A 15,630-nucleotide genomic window follows, 5' to 3' on the forward strand; every position below is an offset into this window, starting at 1 on the left:
ATCACCAAACCTTGTTATTCTCTGCGACAATGCCGGATCCAATCCGTCGTATTGCCGAAAGATTCATGCATGAACCAAAAACTGTTCGTGTAAAAGCAAGAGAAATGACTGTACCGGCAATCAGCCAATACTATGTACGTGTTCCTGAAAGAGAGAAATTCGATACATTAACACGTCTTATCGATATTCATACACCAGAATTGGCTATCGTTTTTGGACGTACAAAACGCCGTGTTGACGAACTTGCAGAAGCATTGACCGTTCGCGGCTATACTGCTGAAGGAATCCATGGTGACTTGACTCAAGCACGCCGTATGTCTGTTCTTCGCAAATTCAAAGAAGGCACAATCGACGTATTGGTTGCAACAGACGTTGCTGCCCGCGGTCTTGATATCTCAGGCGTTACTCATGTATACAACTTTGATATTCCACAAGACCCAGAAAGCTATGTTCACCGTATCGGCCGTACAGGACGTGCCGGTAAAGAAGGTATGGCGATTACATTCGTCACACCGCGTGAAATGTCCTATCTTGAAGTCGTTGAACGCACAACGAAGAAGAAAATGGAGCGCATGAAAGCACCAACAGTAACAGATGCTCTTGAAGGTCAACAAAGAACAGCTAAAGAGAAGCTTTATAATGTAGCTTCCTCTGAAGATCTAACTGCATACCTTCCACTTGCAAAGGAAATGCTTGAAGATCAAACCGCTGAAGACCTAGTAGCAGCAGCATTGAAATTATTCGTTAAAGAGCCGGATGAGAAACCTGTAACGATCACTGAAGAAAGACCGTTGCCATTCCGCAAAGAAAGCTCCTACAAAGGAAAAGGCGGAGGCGGCAAACGTCCGTACAATCGCGACGGACGCTCTGGAGACAGAAGACGCAGCGGCGGCAATAATCAAGGCGGACGCAGAAAGTCTTACAGCAACTCCAAACCAAAGAACCAAAGCAAATAATCAATCGATTGATTGACATAAGCCAGCCCGAATAGGGGCTGGCTTTTTTTATGCATTCAGGTTGTAGAAGCTTCGTGAGGTGAGAATTGGGAAGGGTGTAATGAGGGAGATCCCCTTCAGTGTTCTGTGTCGTCTGCAGATATGGGATGACGGAAGCTCACTTTTGAAGAGAGTAAAGGCTGATTTCATGTTTTAAGGGCGAAATCACCTGCTTAAGGGCGAAAACATACGGTTTATGGGCGAAACAAAGGGAGTTAAGGGCGAAAACATCTCATTTAAGGGCGGAGAGGTTGACGTATGGGCGATGTGTTGAGGGTAAGGGCGAAATCCAAGCCGTCTGAGCGAATCTCTTAGGGTAAGGGCGAAAATCCATGTTGTATGAATGTAAGATGAGTCTCAGTAGGTCCCTCTCATAAACAAAAATATCCTTGCTCATACTAAGGGCAAGGAGATGGTGTTTAAAAATGACTTATATTCGATTAGGATATGTGGCGATGAGCGTGGAGCTGCAAAATGCTTCCCCGTCACAGACAATGACCTATGCTCAGTTCAGTAAGCTGAAAGACCGTGAGGCAGCTGTAAGGAAGCTTGAACGAATTGCACAATCGAACCTTCATAATTGCTTACGTTTACTGAAGCATAATGAAGCAAGTGGGATAGAGTTTTTCCGCTTTTCCTCTAAGCTTGTTCCGCTGGCCGACCATCCAGACCTAGCGGATTGGCCGTATATGAATGCGTTAAAACAAGAGGCCGCTGAGATTAAGCAGTACTTAATTGAGCATCCTTACATGAGGGTAGATTTCCATCCAGACCATTTTATCGTACTCAATAGTCAGGACAAGGAGGTGCTGAGGTCCTCCATCAAGGCGTTAACCTTCCATTACAGGATGCTGAAGGCGTTTGGTATATTCCCAAAGCATCGATGTGTGCTCCATGTCGGCGGGGGCTATAATGATAAGGAGCAGGCTCTGGAGCAATTTATTTTGAACTGGGCGCATGTGCCGGCGCCGATTCAGGAAATGATTATCTTAGAGAACGATGATACCCTTTTCGGTGCAGATGATGTTTTATATTTATGTGAAAAATTAGGGATACCCTTTGTATTTGACCTGCATCATCATAAAATGAATCCGCAAGGTGAGTTTGAAGAAAAGTGGGAGAGGATTGCTGAAACATGGGGGCATTCTCCGCTCCCGGTAAAGGTTCATTTATCCTCACCGAAGGATGCGAAAAATCCAAAGGCACATGCTGATTATGTGGAGGTTTCTGAAATTGTTGAGCTCATGAAGGGAAACAAGAGGGCTGCCGAACAGATTGATGTTATGCTTGAGGCGAAGCTGAAGGATGCTGCTGTGTTCCGTATGGCAGAAGAGCTGAAGCATACTCCTGGGTTTAAGCAAGTAAAAGGAGCGTGCTTCAACGTCAGCCTGCTGTGATTATTTCCTGTTCAAAAATAGAGGAGCGAGAAGGAATCCGGCTGCCAGTCCGCCAATATGGCCAACCAAGTTTACAGATGTCTGCATGAAAGATAGGACGACCGAAAGAACAATTAAAGCTAGAATGGTCTGTGAATTTTGGCGGGTCATCAGATGTTTCTTATATAATAAGATATAGGCATAGCAGCCAAATAGTCCGAAGATGGCGCCGCTTGCTCCCACATGGACATACATAGCTGGCATTGTCAGTAAAGTAATGACATTGGCCAGGATGCCGGACAGCAAGAAGAGCAGGCTGAAGCGCGCTGTTCCGGCCAGGGACTCAATTCCGGGGCCAATGATGATTAAGGTAAAGAGATTAAAGAGGATGTGCGGAAAGTTGGCATGCATGAAAATCGGTGTAACCAGCCGCCAGTATTCTCCCTCGCTGATGAGAAAGTTGACACCGCTGAGAGAGGTAAAGATATCAATGCTAGGCAGAATAGGCAGGGCAGTTGCCGCAAATAGAATGGCGCAGATAGCAGCGATAAGGCTTACGGCTGGGTAGAAGCGTATAAATTGTGAAAAGCTTTCTGATCTAGTGAACATAGGCATCATCCTATCGAATAAATATTTTGAATAAAAGGCGGGCGATTCATGATACAAGGAATAGGGTTGGATATAGTGGAGTTGGACAGGGTGCGTGATTTGCTTGACCGCAAGCCGAAGTTTGCGAGCCGAATTTTGACTCCTGAAGAAATGGAGATCTTTGAGAGCTTAGGCGAGCGGAGGAGAATTGAGTGGTTTGCCGGTAGATTCTCCGCTAAGGAGGCCTTTTCAAAAGCTGTCGGCACAGGGATAGGCAAGGAGCTCTCGTTTCAGGATATTTCCATTATACAAGAAAAAAGCGGAAAACCAATCATTCGGCATTGCCTCTCCTATGCTGTTCATCTTAGCATCACGCATACGAGTGAGTATGCGGCTGCTCAGGTCATTCTCGAGGATAGGTCAAGATAGAAATTCAATGTGAAGGTACATAATTAGACGGGCTCTCTCATATATTCAATTAGCGAATAGGAGAGACAAGGCCTCATTCATTCCCATGCGCCGATTGATGTAATCAGACAGTAAGAGAGTAATAGAGTTTGCTGTTTAAGGTCGTGCTGATGGCGTGTTTGTGCCTTATCCTCTCCCTTTTACTTACTAATGTAAAAAGGGGATGAGAAGCTTTGAGGAGGTTACTAGTGCTGATGTTTGCATTGTGTTTGATGTTTGCATTGGCGGGCTGTGGTCAGAAATCACAAACAGATGTGGTCGATGCACTCGAGAAAAAGATGTCTGAGATAAAAGGGTACAAGGCTGATGCGAAAATGACGCTTAAGATGGGTTCAGAGCCGCAGGAGTATGATGTAGAGGTCTGGTATGAGGCTCCTTCTAATTACCGAGTTAATTTGAAGAATGCCCAGAAGGACCAAAGTCAAATTATTTTGCGTAATAAGGAAGGGGTATTTGTTTTGACGCCGGCACTTAATAAGAGCTTCCGCTTCCAAAGTGAATGGCCGAAGAACAGTTCCCAAGCGTACTTATATGAATCTCTTATCATGGATGTGAGCGATGATAAGGATGCGACCTTTAAGACAACAGATGATAGCTATGTATTTGAATCGAAGACCCGCTATCAGAATAATAAGATGCTTCCTTTGCAGATCGTGGAATTTGATAAGAAGACTCTAGCGCCTAAGCGTGTTGCAGTGATGGATTCGGACCGCAATACACTTGTAGAAGTAAGCTTTGAGAAAACGACCTTCAATCCGGATTATGAAAAAGGTGCCTTTGACGTCAGCAAGAATATGACAGGTGCCCAGCTGGAAGTTCCGGTCATGACAACTGAGGAGGATGTTGATCTTGAGGTTCAATATCCAACAGCTGAGATTGATGGAGTCGTATTGGCGGGTGAGAAGATGATTGAAACGGATGAGGGACAAAAGGCTGTTCTCACCTATGCTGGGAAAGAAAAGGAATATACCTTGATTGAAAATAACTCCAAAGTTGTGACAGAAGCAGCCGTGACGACGGTAACAGGCGAGCCGATAGACCTTGGCTTTACAGTTGGTTACATGACAGACAATTCTATCTCCTGGTCCTATGAAGGAACAGATTTCATGCTGGCAGGCAAGAACCTGACCATGGATGAATTACTGATGGTGGCCAAATCAGTGGCGCCAGTTGGAGAGAAATAATCATCATGAGATAGGTCCGCGCATATGCGGGCCTTTTATTTTGCCTATGAAAGATTGACTATCGTTTGAAATAGGAGAATAATGAAAACACAGAACTTCAAAAGGAAGGTACAGCAATCATGATGAGCAACCAATTTTACCGTGATACATGGGCTGAAGTGAATCTAGACCACGTTCAAGAGAACATAAAAGCAATTAAGGGACTATTGCCGGAGGAGACTTCTATAATGGCAGTCGTAAAGGCAAATGCTTATGGACATGGCGATATTCAAGTGGCCAAAGCCGCCCTTGGTGCAGGTGCGACTTCTTTGGCTGTGGCCTTTTTGGATGAGGGAATCCGTCTCCGTGAGCTTGGGGTAGAGGTACCGATTCTTGTCCTCGGTTCGACGCGTCCGAGTGATGCTCCTATAGCTGCAAAGTATGGCATCCGTGTAAATGTGCACAGCAAGTCCTATGTCGAGGAAGCGCTCAAGGTTCTTGATGGCAGCGAGCGTCCCTTATATATTCATATTAAGGTCGACACAGGGATGAGCAGACTCGGCATACGCACCAAAGAAGAAATGAAAGATCTTGAATATATTTTACAGAATCAAAATAAAATACAGGTAGAAGGTGTTTTCACTCACTTTGCCAAAGCAGATGAAATAGAACTGGACCATTCGGAAAATCAGCTTACAAAATTCATCTCCATTCTTCATAGTATGGACACTCTTCCGCCGATGATTCATACGAGCAACAGTGCCGCTTCGATGAGGATGCCTGAGGCCTATTTCAATATGGTTCGGGTTGGCATTGCTATGTATGGACTGAGCCCATCGCCGGAAATCAAGGATGAGCTTCCAGTTAATCTTAAGCCTGCCCTGTCTCTCTATACAAAGGTCAAGCAAGTGAAGCAAATTCATGAGGGTGACACGGTCAGCTACGGAGGCACCTATGAAGCAAAGGGTGAGGAGTGGATCGCCACACTGCCAATCGGCTATGCAGATGGGTGGATTCGCAAGCTTTCAGGACAAAATGTACTGATTAAAGGCAAGAAAGCGCCGATTGTAGGAAGAATATGCATGGACCAATGTATGGTGAAGCTCGATGAACCTGTTGAAGAGGATGCAGTCGTAACATTGATTGGGACGGATGGTAATGAAGCCATTACAGCGGATGAGCTTGCAGAGAAACTTGAGACCATCAATTATGAAATAACATGCCAGCTTTCAAGCCGTATTCCAAGAGTCTATAAAGCAGGCGGAAAGACAGTCGAAATTGTCAATATGTTATTTCGTAAATGATTTTTCAACACATTTTTGAATAAAATCCGTATAAACTGCGGGGAATTAGCTTCATAATAAGAAAGAAATGTACTAGACACCTTTCTTTGAGGTGGTATTGATGTTAAGATATAAAAAAAGGACTAAAGTGGTTTGTAGTGATGGTGGAGGTGTTTGCCTGTGTCTGAGTCCAGTGCAACAACAGAAATTCTAATACGCTTGCCCCAAAATTTGCTAAGTGAGTTGGATGGATACGTGCGAGAAGAAAATGTGAATCGAAGCGAATTTATTTATCAAGCAACGAAGATGTACTTGCAAGAACGTAAGAAGAAGGAATTTCGTGAATCTATGCGCCGTGGATATATGGAGATGGCTAATATCAACTTGACTATGGCAGCTGAAGCCTTTCAGGCCGAATATGAAGCTGAACATGCTGTGGAGCGTTTAGTCAGCGGTGAATAAGGGTTTAAATGTTAAACGTGGTGATGTATATTTCGCTGATTTGTCTCCAGTGGTAGGATCTGAGCAAGGCGGAGTCAGGCCTGTCCTAGTCATTCAAAATGACATAGGGAATCGATTCAGCCCAACCGTAATCATTGCGGCAATTACGGCTCAAATACAAAAAGCGAAACTGCCGACCCACGTAGAAATTGATGCCGAGAAGTATGGATTCGAACGAGATTCTGTTATTCTGCTCGAACAAATTCGGACAATTGATAAGCAACGATTAACTGACAAGATTACGCAGCTAGACGATGAAATGATGAAAAAAGTTGTGTATGCTCTTCAAATTAGTCTTGGTCTGGTGGACTTATAAAGTGAATATTCAGCAGTCAATTATGTTCTGCAGTAAAAAGCTATCAAGGGAATAATCTTGATGGCTTTTTTATTTGCCTAAAATTGGATTAAATATTACTGTTATATGTAAAATAAGGATTTTTTGAGTAAATGAAAAAAAAGCGGGAATAAAAGCATGTGGTTCAAAATTTAGGGTAAATAATTATGTTTTTGACTAGAAGAAGCCCCCGCATTCTGATTTCCCATTTTTCATCCTAGTGTTTATAATGTGGTTATATAGAACATTTGTAATTATCGAATTAATATTGTCATTGGCATAGAGGTTAAGCATTAGATAACTTTAAGGAGGAACTAATGAATAAGTTTGTGCAGAATTATATACAGGATCATAAAGGGGACATCCTTCAGAGCTGGGTTGACAAGATGAAGGAAAATGCGGATGAACGGGTAATCAATGTTGTATCTGATCAGGTATTTGTTCGGACAAGCAATGAGTTCATTGAGGTGCTGATATCCAATATTACGGACTCAAACGAAGAATTCCAATCTAAGCTTGGAGACTTCGCAGAGAAAATTATCCGTCTTGGCTGGCCTCTCACCTTTGTAAATGAAGGGATGAAATTATTTAATATCGTCGTCACAGAAGGTATGGTGAAAGAGGGCGTAATGACGAAGGACAACCAGTTGGAGATTGTCCTGGACTTTGATGAATGGATCACACCGTTGAATAATGAAATCATCAATGTGTATACATCTACTTGGGAAAGAACCGTTTCCCTGCAGCGTATAGCGCTTCAGGAACTCTCTGCACCGCTTATTCCGGTTTTTGAGGGAATTACGGTTATGCCTCTTATTGGCACCATTGATACAGAACGAGCCAAACAGATTATGGAGAATTTGTTAAGCGGGGCTGTTAGACACCGTTCAGAGGTTGTATTGATTGATATTACCGGAGTGCCTGTTGTAGACACCATGGTGGCGCATCACATTATACAAGCAGCTGAAGCTGTACGCCTCGTCGGAGCGAAATGTATGCTTGTAGGGATTCGCCCGGAAATTGCTCAAACAATTGTTAACTTAGGGATCAATTTAGATGAAATTATTACAAAAAATACACTAAAAAAGGGTGTGGAAGCGGCACTCCAGATTACGAATAGACAAATTATAGAGATTACGGAGGAGTGACAATGAGAATTCCAATATTAAAGCTGCATGATTGCCTGCTAATCTCGATTCAATGGGAATTAGATGATGCGACAGCTCTTCAATTCCAGGAGGATTTATTACATAAGATCCATGAAACCAATGCGAATGGGGTCGTGATCGATTTAACGTCAATCGAGATTATTGATTCGTTCATTGCCAAGGTTCTAGGGGATGTCATTAATATGTCGAAGCTGATGGGTGCTAAAGTGGTGATTACAGGCATACAGCCGGCCGTCGCCATCACATTGGTCGAGCTTGGCATTACGTTATCTGATGTCATGACGGCAATTGACCTTGAAAAAGGATTGGAGAAATTACAGAAGGAACTGGGGGACTAGCATGATGAGTACCCAATCCTACGTAAAAATATTAAATGAGTGGGATATTGTTGCTGCCCGGCAAGTAGGGAGAAATGTGGCCAAGGAGTTAGGGTTTGGCACAGTGGACCAGGCGAGAATCACCACCACGATCAGTGAATTGGCGAGAAACATTTATTTATATGCAGGCCAGGGGGAAATCTGTATTGAGAAGCTATGGGATAACGGCAGAACAGGCTTGCGCATCATAGCAGAAGATAAAGGTCCTGGTATCAGTGATATCAGAAAAGTGATGGAGGACGGCTACACCACATCAGGCGGACTAGGTGCAGGGCTGCCTGGAGTAAAGCGTTTGATGGATGAATTTGATATTGACTCAGAAGTGGGAGTTGGGACGAAAATCACGACAACCAAATGGATTCGATAGGGGGGAGATGCGTGACGAAAAGAGAGTATTTGGAAAGAGATTACCGAGATGCTCTCTCGAAGTACTTAGCAGAGCAGACGGAACAGGCTCTATATTTGGGTCAGAAAATCAGCAAATCAGCCATGGAAAGTGACGTATCACCAGAAGAGATTATTAGTATCCATCAAAATGCGCTGAAACAAATCTTCCCTGACCTTTCGAGCGATGCGATGAATTCACTCGATTTCCTGCTTGAGGTGATGCTTGAATACGGCGTTGCTTTCCGTGAGCTCCAAAGCTTGAGGCACCAGCAGCGCGAGCTGAAAAGTGAAATGGAAATTGCGACAAATGTTCAGCAAACTTTGCTTGGCACAAATATTCCGGTTGTGGATAATCTCGATATCGGAGCAATCAGTGTGCCGGCCAAGCATATGAGCGGTGACTATTTTCACTTTGTAGAGGATGAACATAACCGGGTTGCTGTGGCGATTGCGGATATTATCGGGAAAGGGATTCCAGCAGCATTGTGTATGTCCATGATTAAATATGCGATGGATTCCCTGCCGGAGCACCGGACATCCCCAGCAAGTGTACTTGAGAGCATCAATAGAGTGGTTGAACAAAATGTGGACCCCAGTATGTTTATTACCATGTTTTATGGGTTATATGACCCTTCTAATCATATCTTTACATATGCATCAGCTGGACATGAGCCAGGGTTCTTCTATGATTATCAAGAAAATAAATTTACGGAGCTGACTGCAAGAGGGCTCCTGCTTGGGGTGGACAAACGGACGGTATACAAACAATATGAGCGGAAAATCGAAGTCGGCGACATGATTATCCTGCTCTCGGACGGCGTAACGGAATGCCGGACAAAGGAAGGGTTTATCGAGCGGGATACATTGGTTGAACTTATCCAAAAATCAATCCACCTTGATGCGCAGTGCATTGTAAATAATTTGTTTAAGAAGCTTGAAAAAATGCAGCATTTTCAGCTGCGTGATGACTTTACGTTAATCATTATCCGACGTAAGTTTTAGATTGGATAAAAACGGGTATTTATAAGAACGCTAAAGACATATTTTTTGAGGAGAGGGTCAATTAATGAATATATCTATTGATGTTCAAGATATAAATTCGGAAGTTCGTGTATACGTGAAGGGGGAGATTGATGCCTATACGGCACCTCGTTTAAGGGAGAAGCTTTTCCCGCTCTCTGATAAAGACAAAGTAGTAATGGTGGTCGATTTATCAGAAGTATCCTATATGGACAGCACGGGGCTGGGCGTATTTGTCGGTTTGTTTAAGAACGTCAGGGCACATAATGGTGATTTTAAGATCATCGGTTTATCCGAACGCTTGCATAGATTGTTTGAAATCACGGGACTTGCTGATATTATCCATATAAAAAGCCATGCAGAGGGTGGAGCACAATGACTGAGACATATGAATACATTGAGATGAAATTACCGGCCAAACCAGAATTTATCGGAATCATGCGATTGACGCTGTCAGGCATCGCCAGTCGGATGGGATTTTCCTATGATAGTATAGAAGATTTGAAGATTGCGACAAGTGAAGCTTGCACAAATGCTGTTCAACATGCTTATAAAGGTAAGAATGAAGGGGAAGTAGTGATCGGATTCGGCCTTTATGAAGATCGCTTGGAAGTGATGGTTGTTGATAATGGACAGAGCTGCAATTTTGACGAAGTAAGACAAGGATTAGGTCCATACGAGAGAGACCAGTCTGTGGAATTTCTAAGAGAAGGAGGATTGGGTCTATATCTGATTGAGACGCTCATGGATGAGGTTAAAATACACCAGAATGAGGGTGTGACAGTGTTCATGACGAAGTTTCTTGAGGGGGAGCAGGTGGAGAGTGATGCAGAGACAATCTCAAACTAACGAAGAAATCAGAGCTCAAACTAAGGAACAAGTCACCCAGTGGATTAAGGCATATCAAGAGAATGGAGACCAGGAAGCACAAAATCAACTCGTCCTCCATTACCAAGGTTTAGTCGAAACAATCGCAAGGAAATATTCCAAAGGGAAATCTTATCATGAGGATATCATTCAGGTGGGCATGATTGGCCTGCTCGGGGCAATTCGCCGGTATGATGATTCCTTTGGCAAAAGCTTTGAGGCATTCGCTGTTCCGACTATTATTGGGGAGATTAAACGCTTTCTACGTGATAAGACGTGGAGTGTTCATGTGCCGCGCAGAATTAAAGAACTAGGCCCCAAGATTAAGACAACCGTAGAAGAACTAACCTCAACATTACATCGTTCTCCAAAGATAGAAGAGATCGCCAGATACTTGGATGTTTCTGAAGAAGAAGTTCTTGAGGCAATGGAGATGAGCAAGAGCTATCAAGCCTTGTCTGTTGACCATTCTATAGAAGCGGACTCAGATGGAGGCACCGTGACGTTGTTAGATATCTTCGGGAACATAGATGAAGGGTATGAAAAGGTAAATCAACGCTTGGTGCTTGAGAAGGTCTTGCACGTTCTAAGTGACCGGGAGAAGAAAATCATCCAATATACGTACCTTGAGAACTTAAGTCAGAAAGAGGCTGGCGACAGGCTTGGCATCTCGCAAATGCATGTATCCCGCTTGCAGAGAAGAGCCATTAAGAAACTGCAAGAAGCGATTAACGCTGAGAACTCGGAGTATATTCAGTGAAACATGAAATCCTGCGGGATAGCAAGGTTGAGGCAATTGCCGCTCAATCGTCTAAGAACGGCAAGGCCTTATGTGGGGATGATTACTTTTTCTTGGCAACTGATGATTATTTCATTTGTGTATTGGCGGATGGTCTAGGGTCAGGTGAATTTGCTCATGAATCCTCGCGCGCAGTGACTGATGTAGTTCGTGACTGCCATGAGGAAGATGTGGACTCATTAATGGATCGGTGCAACCGAGTGCTCGTTCAGAAGAGGGGAGCGGCAGTTGCTATCTTTAAGGTTTATTTCAAGGAGAAGAGATTCCGCTACAGCTGTGTTGGGAATATCCGGTTTTATCTTTATCCGCCAAATGGCGGCAAATTGGTTTACCCTCTTCCGGTGACAGGCTATATGTCTGGGAGGAAGCAGCATTTTCATACACAGGAATTTTCCTATATACCTAATTCGAGATTCTTGATTCATTCAGATGGGTTTGAAATGAGGGGCACAAAGAACTTTTTCGGGCTCTCAGGATCCCTGGAAGTATCAGCTAAGCAGCTGGAACATACGAATTCAGCTGCCTCAGATGACATAACATTTATATTCGGAAGTCTACTTGAATGAAACAAGAGGCTTCTTTTTTTGTCTGAACTCCCCTTGTGATTCCAGTATAAGGAATGTGGTACTATTAAGAGAAAAGCCCTAATAGAAAGGTTAGATTGAATGAAATCCAAAGAGGAACTAATTCGCCTAATAGCCAATCAGGCTTCCGTCAAAGAAAAGCAGGCTGCTAATGTACTGACGCTTCTGGAAGAAGGAAATACCATTCCTTTCATTGCGCGTTACCGTAAAGAAATGACCGGCTCGCTCGATGAGGTGCAGATTAGGACAATCTCGGAGAAATGGACATACCTGGACAATCTGGAGAAGCGCAAGGAAGAGGTCCTGCGTATTATTGAAGAACAGGGAAAATTAACGCCTGAGCTGCGTAAGGAAATTGTGCAAGCAACGAAATTACAAATGGTAGAGGATCTATATCGTCCTTATAAACAAAAACGCCGTACGAAGGCGACTGTCGCGAAGGAAAAAGGACTTGAGCCGCTTGCTGAGTGGGCTATCGCAGGCCCTGTGTCCGGCAGCCCGCTTAAGGAGGCAGCGCATTATATCGATAGCGAAAAAGGAGTTGAATCCGCTGAGGAAGCCTTAGTGGGGGCGAGAGATATCATTGCTGAGATAATCGCAGATAACCCAGCCTTCCGGAAGTGGATTCGGGATGATACATACAAACACGGTATGATCAAATCAGTCGTGAAGGATGAGGAGAAAGACGAGAAGAATATTTTTGAAATGTACTATGATTACGAGGAAGCAGCTGGAAAGATTGTCCCTCACCGTATCCTCGCCCTTAATCGTGGAGAGAAGGAGGGTGTCCTAAGAGTCAGTGTTAAAGCAGACGTAGATAGAATTCTCGGCTATATCGAACGCCAAGTGATCAAAGGAAAAACAGTATGTGAAGATCTCTTGAAGGAAGCGATTGAAGACGGCTATAAACGTCTCATCCAGCCTTCCATTGAACGGGAGATTCGCAATGAGCTCACCGATAAGGCGGAAGATCAAGCTATTCATATCTTCTCTGAGAACCTTCGCAACCTATTGCTTCAGCCGCCCCTTAAAGGAAAAATGGTGCTGGGAGTGGATCCCGCTTACCGGACAGGTTGTAAATTTGCCGTTGTTGACCAAACTGGAAAAATGCTGGAGATTGGAGTTGTCTATCCGCATCCGCCTGTTTCAAAAAGAAAGGAAGCAACGGAAAAGATTTTGCGGATTCTTAAAGAATATGAAATCGAGCTTGTCGCGATTGGGAATGGTACAGCCTCACGTGAAACTGAGCAATTTATCGTCGATACATTAAAGGGACAGCCTAAAGACATTTATTATTTAATCGTCAATGAAGCCGGGGCGAGTGTCTACTCAGCTTCAGATATTGCTAGAGAAGAGTTCCCTTCACTTCAAGTAGAAGAGCGAAGTGCCGTTTCAATCGCCCGCCGTCTGCAGGACCCGCTGGCAGAGCTTGTTAAAATCGATCCGAAATCAGTCGGTGTTGGCCAATATCAGCATGATGTTTCAGAGAAGAAATTGAACGAATCTTTATCCTTTGTCGTAGAAACAGCCGTCAACCAAGTTGGTGTTAATGTTAACACGGCATCACCATCCCTTCTCCAATACGTCGCCGGCCTCTCAAAAACAGTTGCCCAAAATATTGTGAAGAAGCGAGAAGAGGAAGGGGCTTTCACGGACCGGAAGGAACTGAAGGCTATTCCTCGTCTGGGAGCGAAGACATATGAGCAGGCAATCGGATTCCTCCGTGTGCCGGATGGGGCAGAACCATTGGACCGGACGGCTATTCACCCTGAGAATTATGCGGCAGTCCGCTCTCTGCTGAAAAGCCAGGGGCTATCAACAGATGATCTAGGCAGTGAAAAGCTGCGAAAGGCATTGGCACATGTTGATGTTCGTACGCTGTCAGTGGAATTAGGAGTCGGTGAAATCACACTTCAGGATATCCTGGACTCTTTAATGCGTCCTGCCAGGGATCCGCGTGATGAACTTTCTGCCCCACTCTTGAAGAAGGATGTCCTTAAGCTTGAGGACTTGAAAGCGGGGATGGAACTCCAAGGAACCGTCCGTAACGTTGTAGATTTCGGAGCCTTCGTGGACATTGGCGTAAAGCAAGCGGGACTGGTGCACATTTCAAAGCTGAAAAACAGTTATGTAAAGCATCCGATGGATGTAGTCGCAGTAGGAGATGTTGTCACTGTCTGGGTAGAGAAAGTGGATGTGCCAAAAGAGCGTATTGCGCTAACGATGATTGCACCGAACTCTTGATCATAAAAGAAGCATTGCCTTGTTAGCTTTCTGAGGCAATGCTTTTCTTATAGAAATACCAGCATTGATTCAATAATAGGATTTGCTTGCTGTCTTTTTCATAAAAGGCACGCTGGATTTGATTTTGCAGCCAAAGGGGCATAAAGGAACCCTCCTTTGCCGATTAGATAGTTTAGTGTATGTTATACTGGGTTCGTTTGATACTATTTGAAGGGGGAAGCTGAGTTGACGGAAGAAGAATTACAAGCGCTCGTCGAAGATATCTCAATTAAACAGTTCCATAGGCCGTTTCTTCACAAAGCACTTTTCAATGCAAGGCTTCGGACGACTGGCGGACGTTATTTGCTTTCCAGCCATAATATTGAAATCAACCGCAAATACCTCGATGAGCTCGGGATGAAAGAGCTTGAAGGGATTATCAAGCATGAGCTATGCCATTACCATCTTCACTTGCTCGGAAGAGGGTATAAGCATGGAGATGCAGATTTTAAAAGGTTGCTCCGGGAAACCGGATCGCCGCGATTCTGCTCGGTTCTCCAAAGTGCAAAACCCACTGTACACAAGATTAAGTGGGTGTACGAATGCCAATCCTGCCGTATGGAATACAGAAGAAAAAGGCGGATGAATACGAAGAAATATGTATGTGGAAAATGCCGCGGTAAAATAATTTTAAAAAAGTCATTGACATAACCCTTGCCCGCATGGTAACTTATTTGAGCGGCGTTAAAAAAGCCGAAACAACTAAAGAGCTGTTGATGAAAAACTTTTTTAAAAAAGTGTTGACATCGAAACAAACAGTCTTTATAATAGAAAAAGTCGACTGAGGCACTTAAGTTTCTGAAAAGATACGGGGAAGTACTCAAGAGGCTGAAGAGGCGCCCCTGCTAAGGGTGTAGGTCGGGCAACCGGCGCGAGGGTTCAAATCCCTCCTTCTCCGCCAGAACATCAGGTGGAAAACTTCTATAATATAAGGCCCCTTGGTCAAGCGGTTAAGACACCGCCCTTTCACGGCGGTAACACGGGTTCGAATCCCGTAGGGGTCACCATTCAACATCACAGACTTTTCAAGTAGTACGTTTTTATCGTCGCGGGGTGGAGCAGTCTGGTAGCTCGTCGGGCTCATAACCCGAAGGTCGCAGGTTCAAATCCTGTCCCCGCAATTAATAAGATTATATGGTCCGGTAGTTCAGTTGGTTAGAATGCCTGCCTGTCACGCAGGAGGTCGCGGGTTCGAGTCCCGTCCGGACCGCCATTTAAATTAAAAAAACACTTGACTTTTTGTCAGAAGTGATTATAATAAAAATGTTGCTTTTAAAAAACATTAATGGGCTATAGCCAAGCGGTAAGGCAACGGACTTTGACTCCGTCACGCGTAGGTTCGAATCCTGCTAGCCCAGCCATAAGAGCCATTAGCTCAGTCGGTAGAGCATCTGACTTTTAATCAGAGGGTCGAAGGTTCGAGTCCTTCATGGCTC

19 protein-coding genes and 6 tRNA genes are annotated in these 15,630 nt (G+C 44.2%); 23 read left to right on the forward strand and 2 right to left on the reverse strand.

Features of this window, described 5'->3' with window-relative positions; translation table 11 throughout:
* On the forward strand, positions 1 to 956 hold a 956-nt coding region (locus ACI35L_RS05880), incomplete at its 5' end, for a DEAD/DEAH box helicase (RefSeq protein ID WP_439802444.1).
* Between the two features lie 464 nt (positions 957 to 1,420).
* The gene (gene uvsE / locus ACI35L_RS05885) at positions 1,421 to 2,392 is read left to right on the forward strand and encodes a UV DNA damage repair endonuclease UvsE (RefSeq protein WP_439802445.1); all 972 of its coding nucleotides are present in this window, start codon (positions 1,421 to 1,423) and stop codon (positions 2,390 to 2,392) included.
* Here uvsE and ACI35L_RS05890 read toward each other — a convergent pair whose 3' ends face one another.
* On the reverse strand, positions 2,393 to 2,980 hold the full coding sequence (locus ACI35L_RS05890) for a rhomboid family intramembrane serine protease (protein ID WP_439802446.1): 588 nt from the start codon (positions 2,978 to 2,980) through the stop codon (positions 2,393 to 2,395).
* 48 nt (positions 2,981 to 3,028) lie between these two features.
* On the opposite strand from ACI35L_RS05890, the gene acpS reads away from it, so the two are divergent.
* The 14 genes from acpS (at position 3,029) to ACI35L_RS05960 (ending at position 14,155) form a co-directional block, all read left to right on the forward strand.
* On the forward strand, positions 3,029 to 3,388 hold the full coding sequence (gene acpS, locus ACI35L_RS05895; protein ID WP_439802447.1) for a holo-ACP synthase: 360 nt from the start codon (positions 3,029 to 3,031) through the stop codon (positions 3,386 to 3,388).
* A gap of 233 nt (positions 3,389 to 3,621) precedes the next feature.
* Entirely contained in the window at positions 3,622 to 4,611 is a 990-nt protein-coding gene (locus ACI35L_RS05900) for a LolA family protein (protein ID WP_049672448.1), read from the forward strand.
* Positions 4,612 to 4,730: 119 nt separating this feature from the next.
* A complete protein-coding gene (gene alr / locus ACI35L_RS05905; protein ID WP_439802448.1) occupies positions 4,731 to 5,894 on the forward strand; it encodes an alanine racemase in 1,164 nt (387 codons plus the stop codon).
* Positions 5,895 to 6,053: 159 nt separating this feature from the next.
* A complete protein-coding gene (locus ACI35L_RS05910; RefSeq protein WP_049672447.1) occupies positions 6,054 to 6,335 on the forward strand; it encodes a CopG family ribbon-helix-helix protein in 282 nt (93 codons plus the stop codon).
* On the forward strand, positions 6,328 to 6,690 hold the full coding sequence (locus tag ACI35L_RS05915) for a type II toxin-antitoxin system PemK/MazF family toxin (RefSeq protein WP_049672446.1): 363 nt from the start codon (positions 6,328 to 6,330) through the stop codon (positions 6,688 to 6,690). Before ACI35L_RS05910 ends, ACI35L_RS05915 begins: the two co-directional genes overlap by 8 nt.
* A 335-nt stretch (positions 6,691 to 7,025) precedes the next feature.
* Positions 7,026 to 7,856: an RsbT co-antagonist protein RsbRA gene (locus ACI35L_RS05920; RefSeq protein ID WP_439802449.1), complete on the forward strand. Its 831-nt coding sequence runs from the start codon at positions 7,026 to 7,028 to the stop codon at positions 7,854 to 7,856.
* Positions 7,857 to 7,858: 2 nt separating this feature from the next.
* Positions 7,859 to 8,215 carry an STAS domain-containing protein gene (locus ACI35L_RS05925; protein WP_049672444.1) on the forward strand — a complete coding sequence of 119 codons (357 nt, stop codon included), beginning with the start codon at positions 7,859 to 7,861 and terminating at the stop codon, positions 8,213 to 8,215.
* Positions 8,216 to 8,219: 4 nt separating this feature from the next.
* Positions 8,220 to 8,621 carry an anti-sigma regulatory factor gene (locus ACI35L_RS05930; RefSeq protein ID WP_049673079.1) on the forward strand — a complete coding sequence of 134 codons (402 nt, stop codon included), beginning with the start codon at positions 8,220 to 8,222 and terminating at the stop codon, positions 8,619 to 8,621.
* 11 nt (positions 8,622 to 8,632) lie between these two features.
* Positions 8,633 to 9,643, forward strand: coding sequence for a PP2C family protein-serine/threonine phosphatase (locus ACI35L_RS05935; protein ID WP_049672443.1), 1,011 nt, complete (start codon positions 8,633 to 8,635; stop codon positions 9,641 to 9,643).
* A 64-nt stretch (positions 9,644 to 9,707) separates the two neighbouring features.
* Positions 9,708 to 10,040, forward strand: a complete 333-nt coding sequence (locus tag ACI35L_RS05940) for an anti-sigma factor antagonist (protein ID WP_049672442.1) — start codon at positions 9,708 to 9,710, stop codon at positions 10,038 to 10,040.
* Complete coding sequence (gene rsbW, locus ACI35L_RS05945; protein ID WP_049672441.1) at positions 10,037 to 10,510, forward strand: anti-sigma B factor RsbW; 474 nt, start codon at positions 10,037 to 10,039, stop codon at positions 10,508 to 10,510. The genes ACI35L_RS05940 and rsbW overlap by 4 nt, the downstream gene beginning before the upstream one ends.
* Positions 10,488 to 11,288, forward strand: coding sequence for an RNA polymerase sigma factor SigB (gene sigB, locus ACI35L_RS05950; RefSeq protein WP_049672440.1), 801 nt, complete (start codon positions 10,488 to 10,490; stop codon positions 11,286 to 11,288). The genes rsbW and sigB overlap by 23 nt, the downstream gene beginning before the upstream one ends.
* A complete protein-coding gene (locus ACI35L_RS05955; protein ID WP_049672439.1) occupies positions 11,285 to 11,893 on the forward strand; it encodes a PP2C family serine/threonine-protein phosphatase in 609 nt (202 codons plus the stop codon). Before sigB ends, ACI35L_RS05955 begins: the two co-directional genes overlap by 4 nt.
* A gap of 99 nt (positions 11,894 to 11,992) precedes the next feature.
* Positions 11,993 to 14,155 carry a Tex family protein gene (locus tag ACI35L_RS05960; RefSeq protein WP_439802450.1) on the forward strand — a complete coding sequence of 721 codons (2,163 nt, stop codon included), beginning with the start codon at positions 11,993 to 11,995 and terminating at the stop codon, positions 14,153 to 14,155.
* 22 nt (positions 14,156 to 14,177) lie between these two features.
* Here the strand turns inward: ACI35L_RS05960 and cmpA are convergent, their stop codons facing one another.
* Positions 14,178 to 14,297 carry a cortex morphogenetic protein CmpA gene (gene cmpA, locus ACI35L_RS05965; RefSeq protein ID WP_156185668.1) on the reverse strand — a complete coding sequence of 40 codons (120 nt, stop codon included), beginning with the start codon at positions 14,295 to 14,297 and terminating at the stop codon, positions 14,178 to 14,180.
* 83 nt (positions 14,298 to 14,380) lie between these two features.
* Between cmpA and ACI35L_RS05970 the strand changes: the two genes are divergently transcribed.
* From ACI35L_RS05970 to ACI35L_RS06000, 7 genes are all read left to right on the forward strand, one after another.
* Positions 14,381 to 14,845, forward strand: coding sequence for a SprT family protein (locus tag ACI35L_RS05970; RefSeq protein WP_439802451.1), 465 nt, complete (start codon positions 14,381 to 14,383; stop codon positions 14,843 to 14,845).
* A 159-nt stretch (positions 14,846 to 15,004) separates the two neighbouring features.
* Positions 15,005 to 15,095 (forward strand) — tRNA-Ser (locus tag ACI35L_RS05975).
* 31 nt (positions 15,096 to 15,126) lie between these two features.
* Positions 15,127 to 15,201 (forward strand) — tRNA-Glu (locus ACI35L_RS05980).
* A 40-nt stretch (positions 15,202 to 15,241) separates the two neighbouring features.
* Positions 15,242 to 15,315, forward strand: a tRNA-Met gene (locus ACI35L_RS05985).
* Positions 15,316 to 15,330: 15 nt separating this feature from the next.
* Positions 15,331 to 15,407, forward strand: a tRNA-Asp gene (locus ACI35L_RS05990).
* A gap of 73 nt (positions 15,408 to 15,480) precedes the next feature.
* Positions 15,481 to 15,555: transfer RNA gene (locus tag ACI35L_RS05995), tRNA-Gln, on the forward strand.
* Positions 15,556 to 15,558: 3 nt separating this feature from the next.
* Positions 15,559 to 15,630 (forward strand) — tRNA-Lys (locus ACI35L_RS06000).

Origin of the sequence: Pradoshia sp. (assembly GCF_051873915.1) — a bacterium.
Classification (GTDB): Bacteria; Bacillota; Bacilli; order Bacillales; family Pradoshiaceae; genus Pradoshia.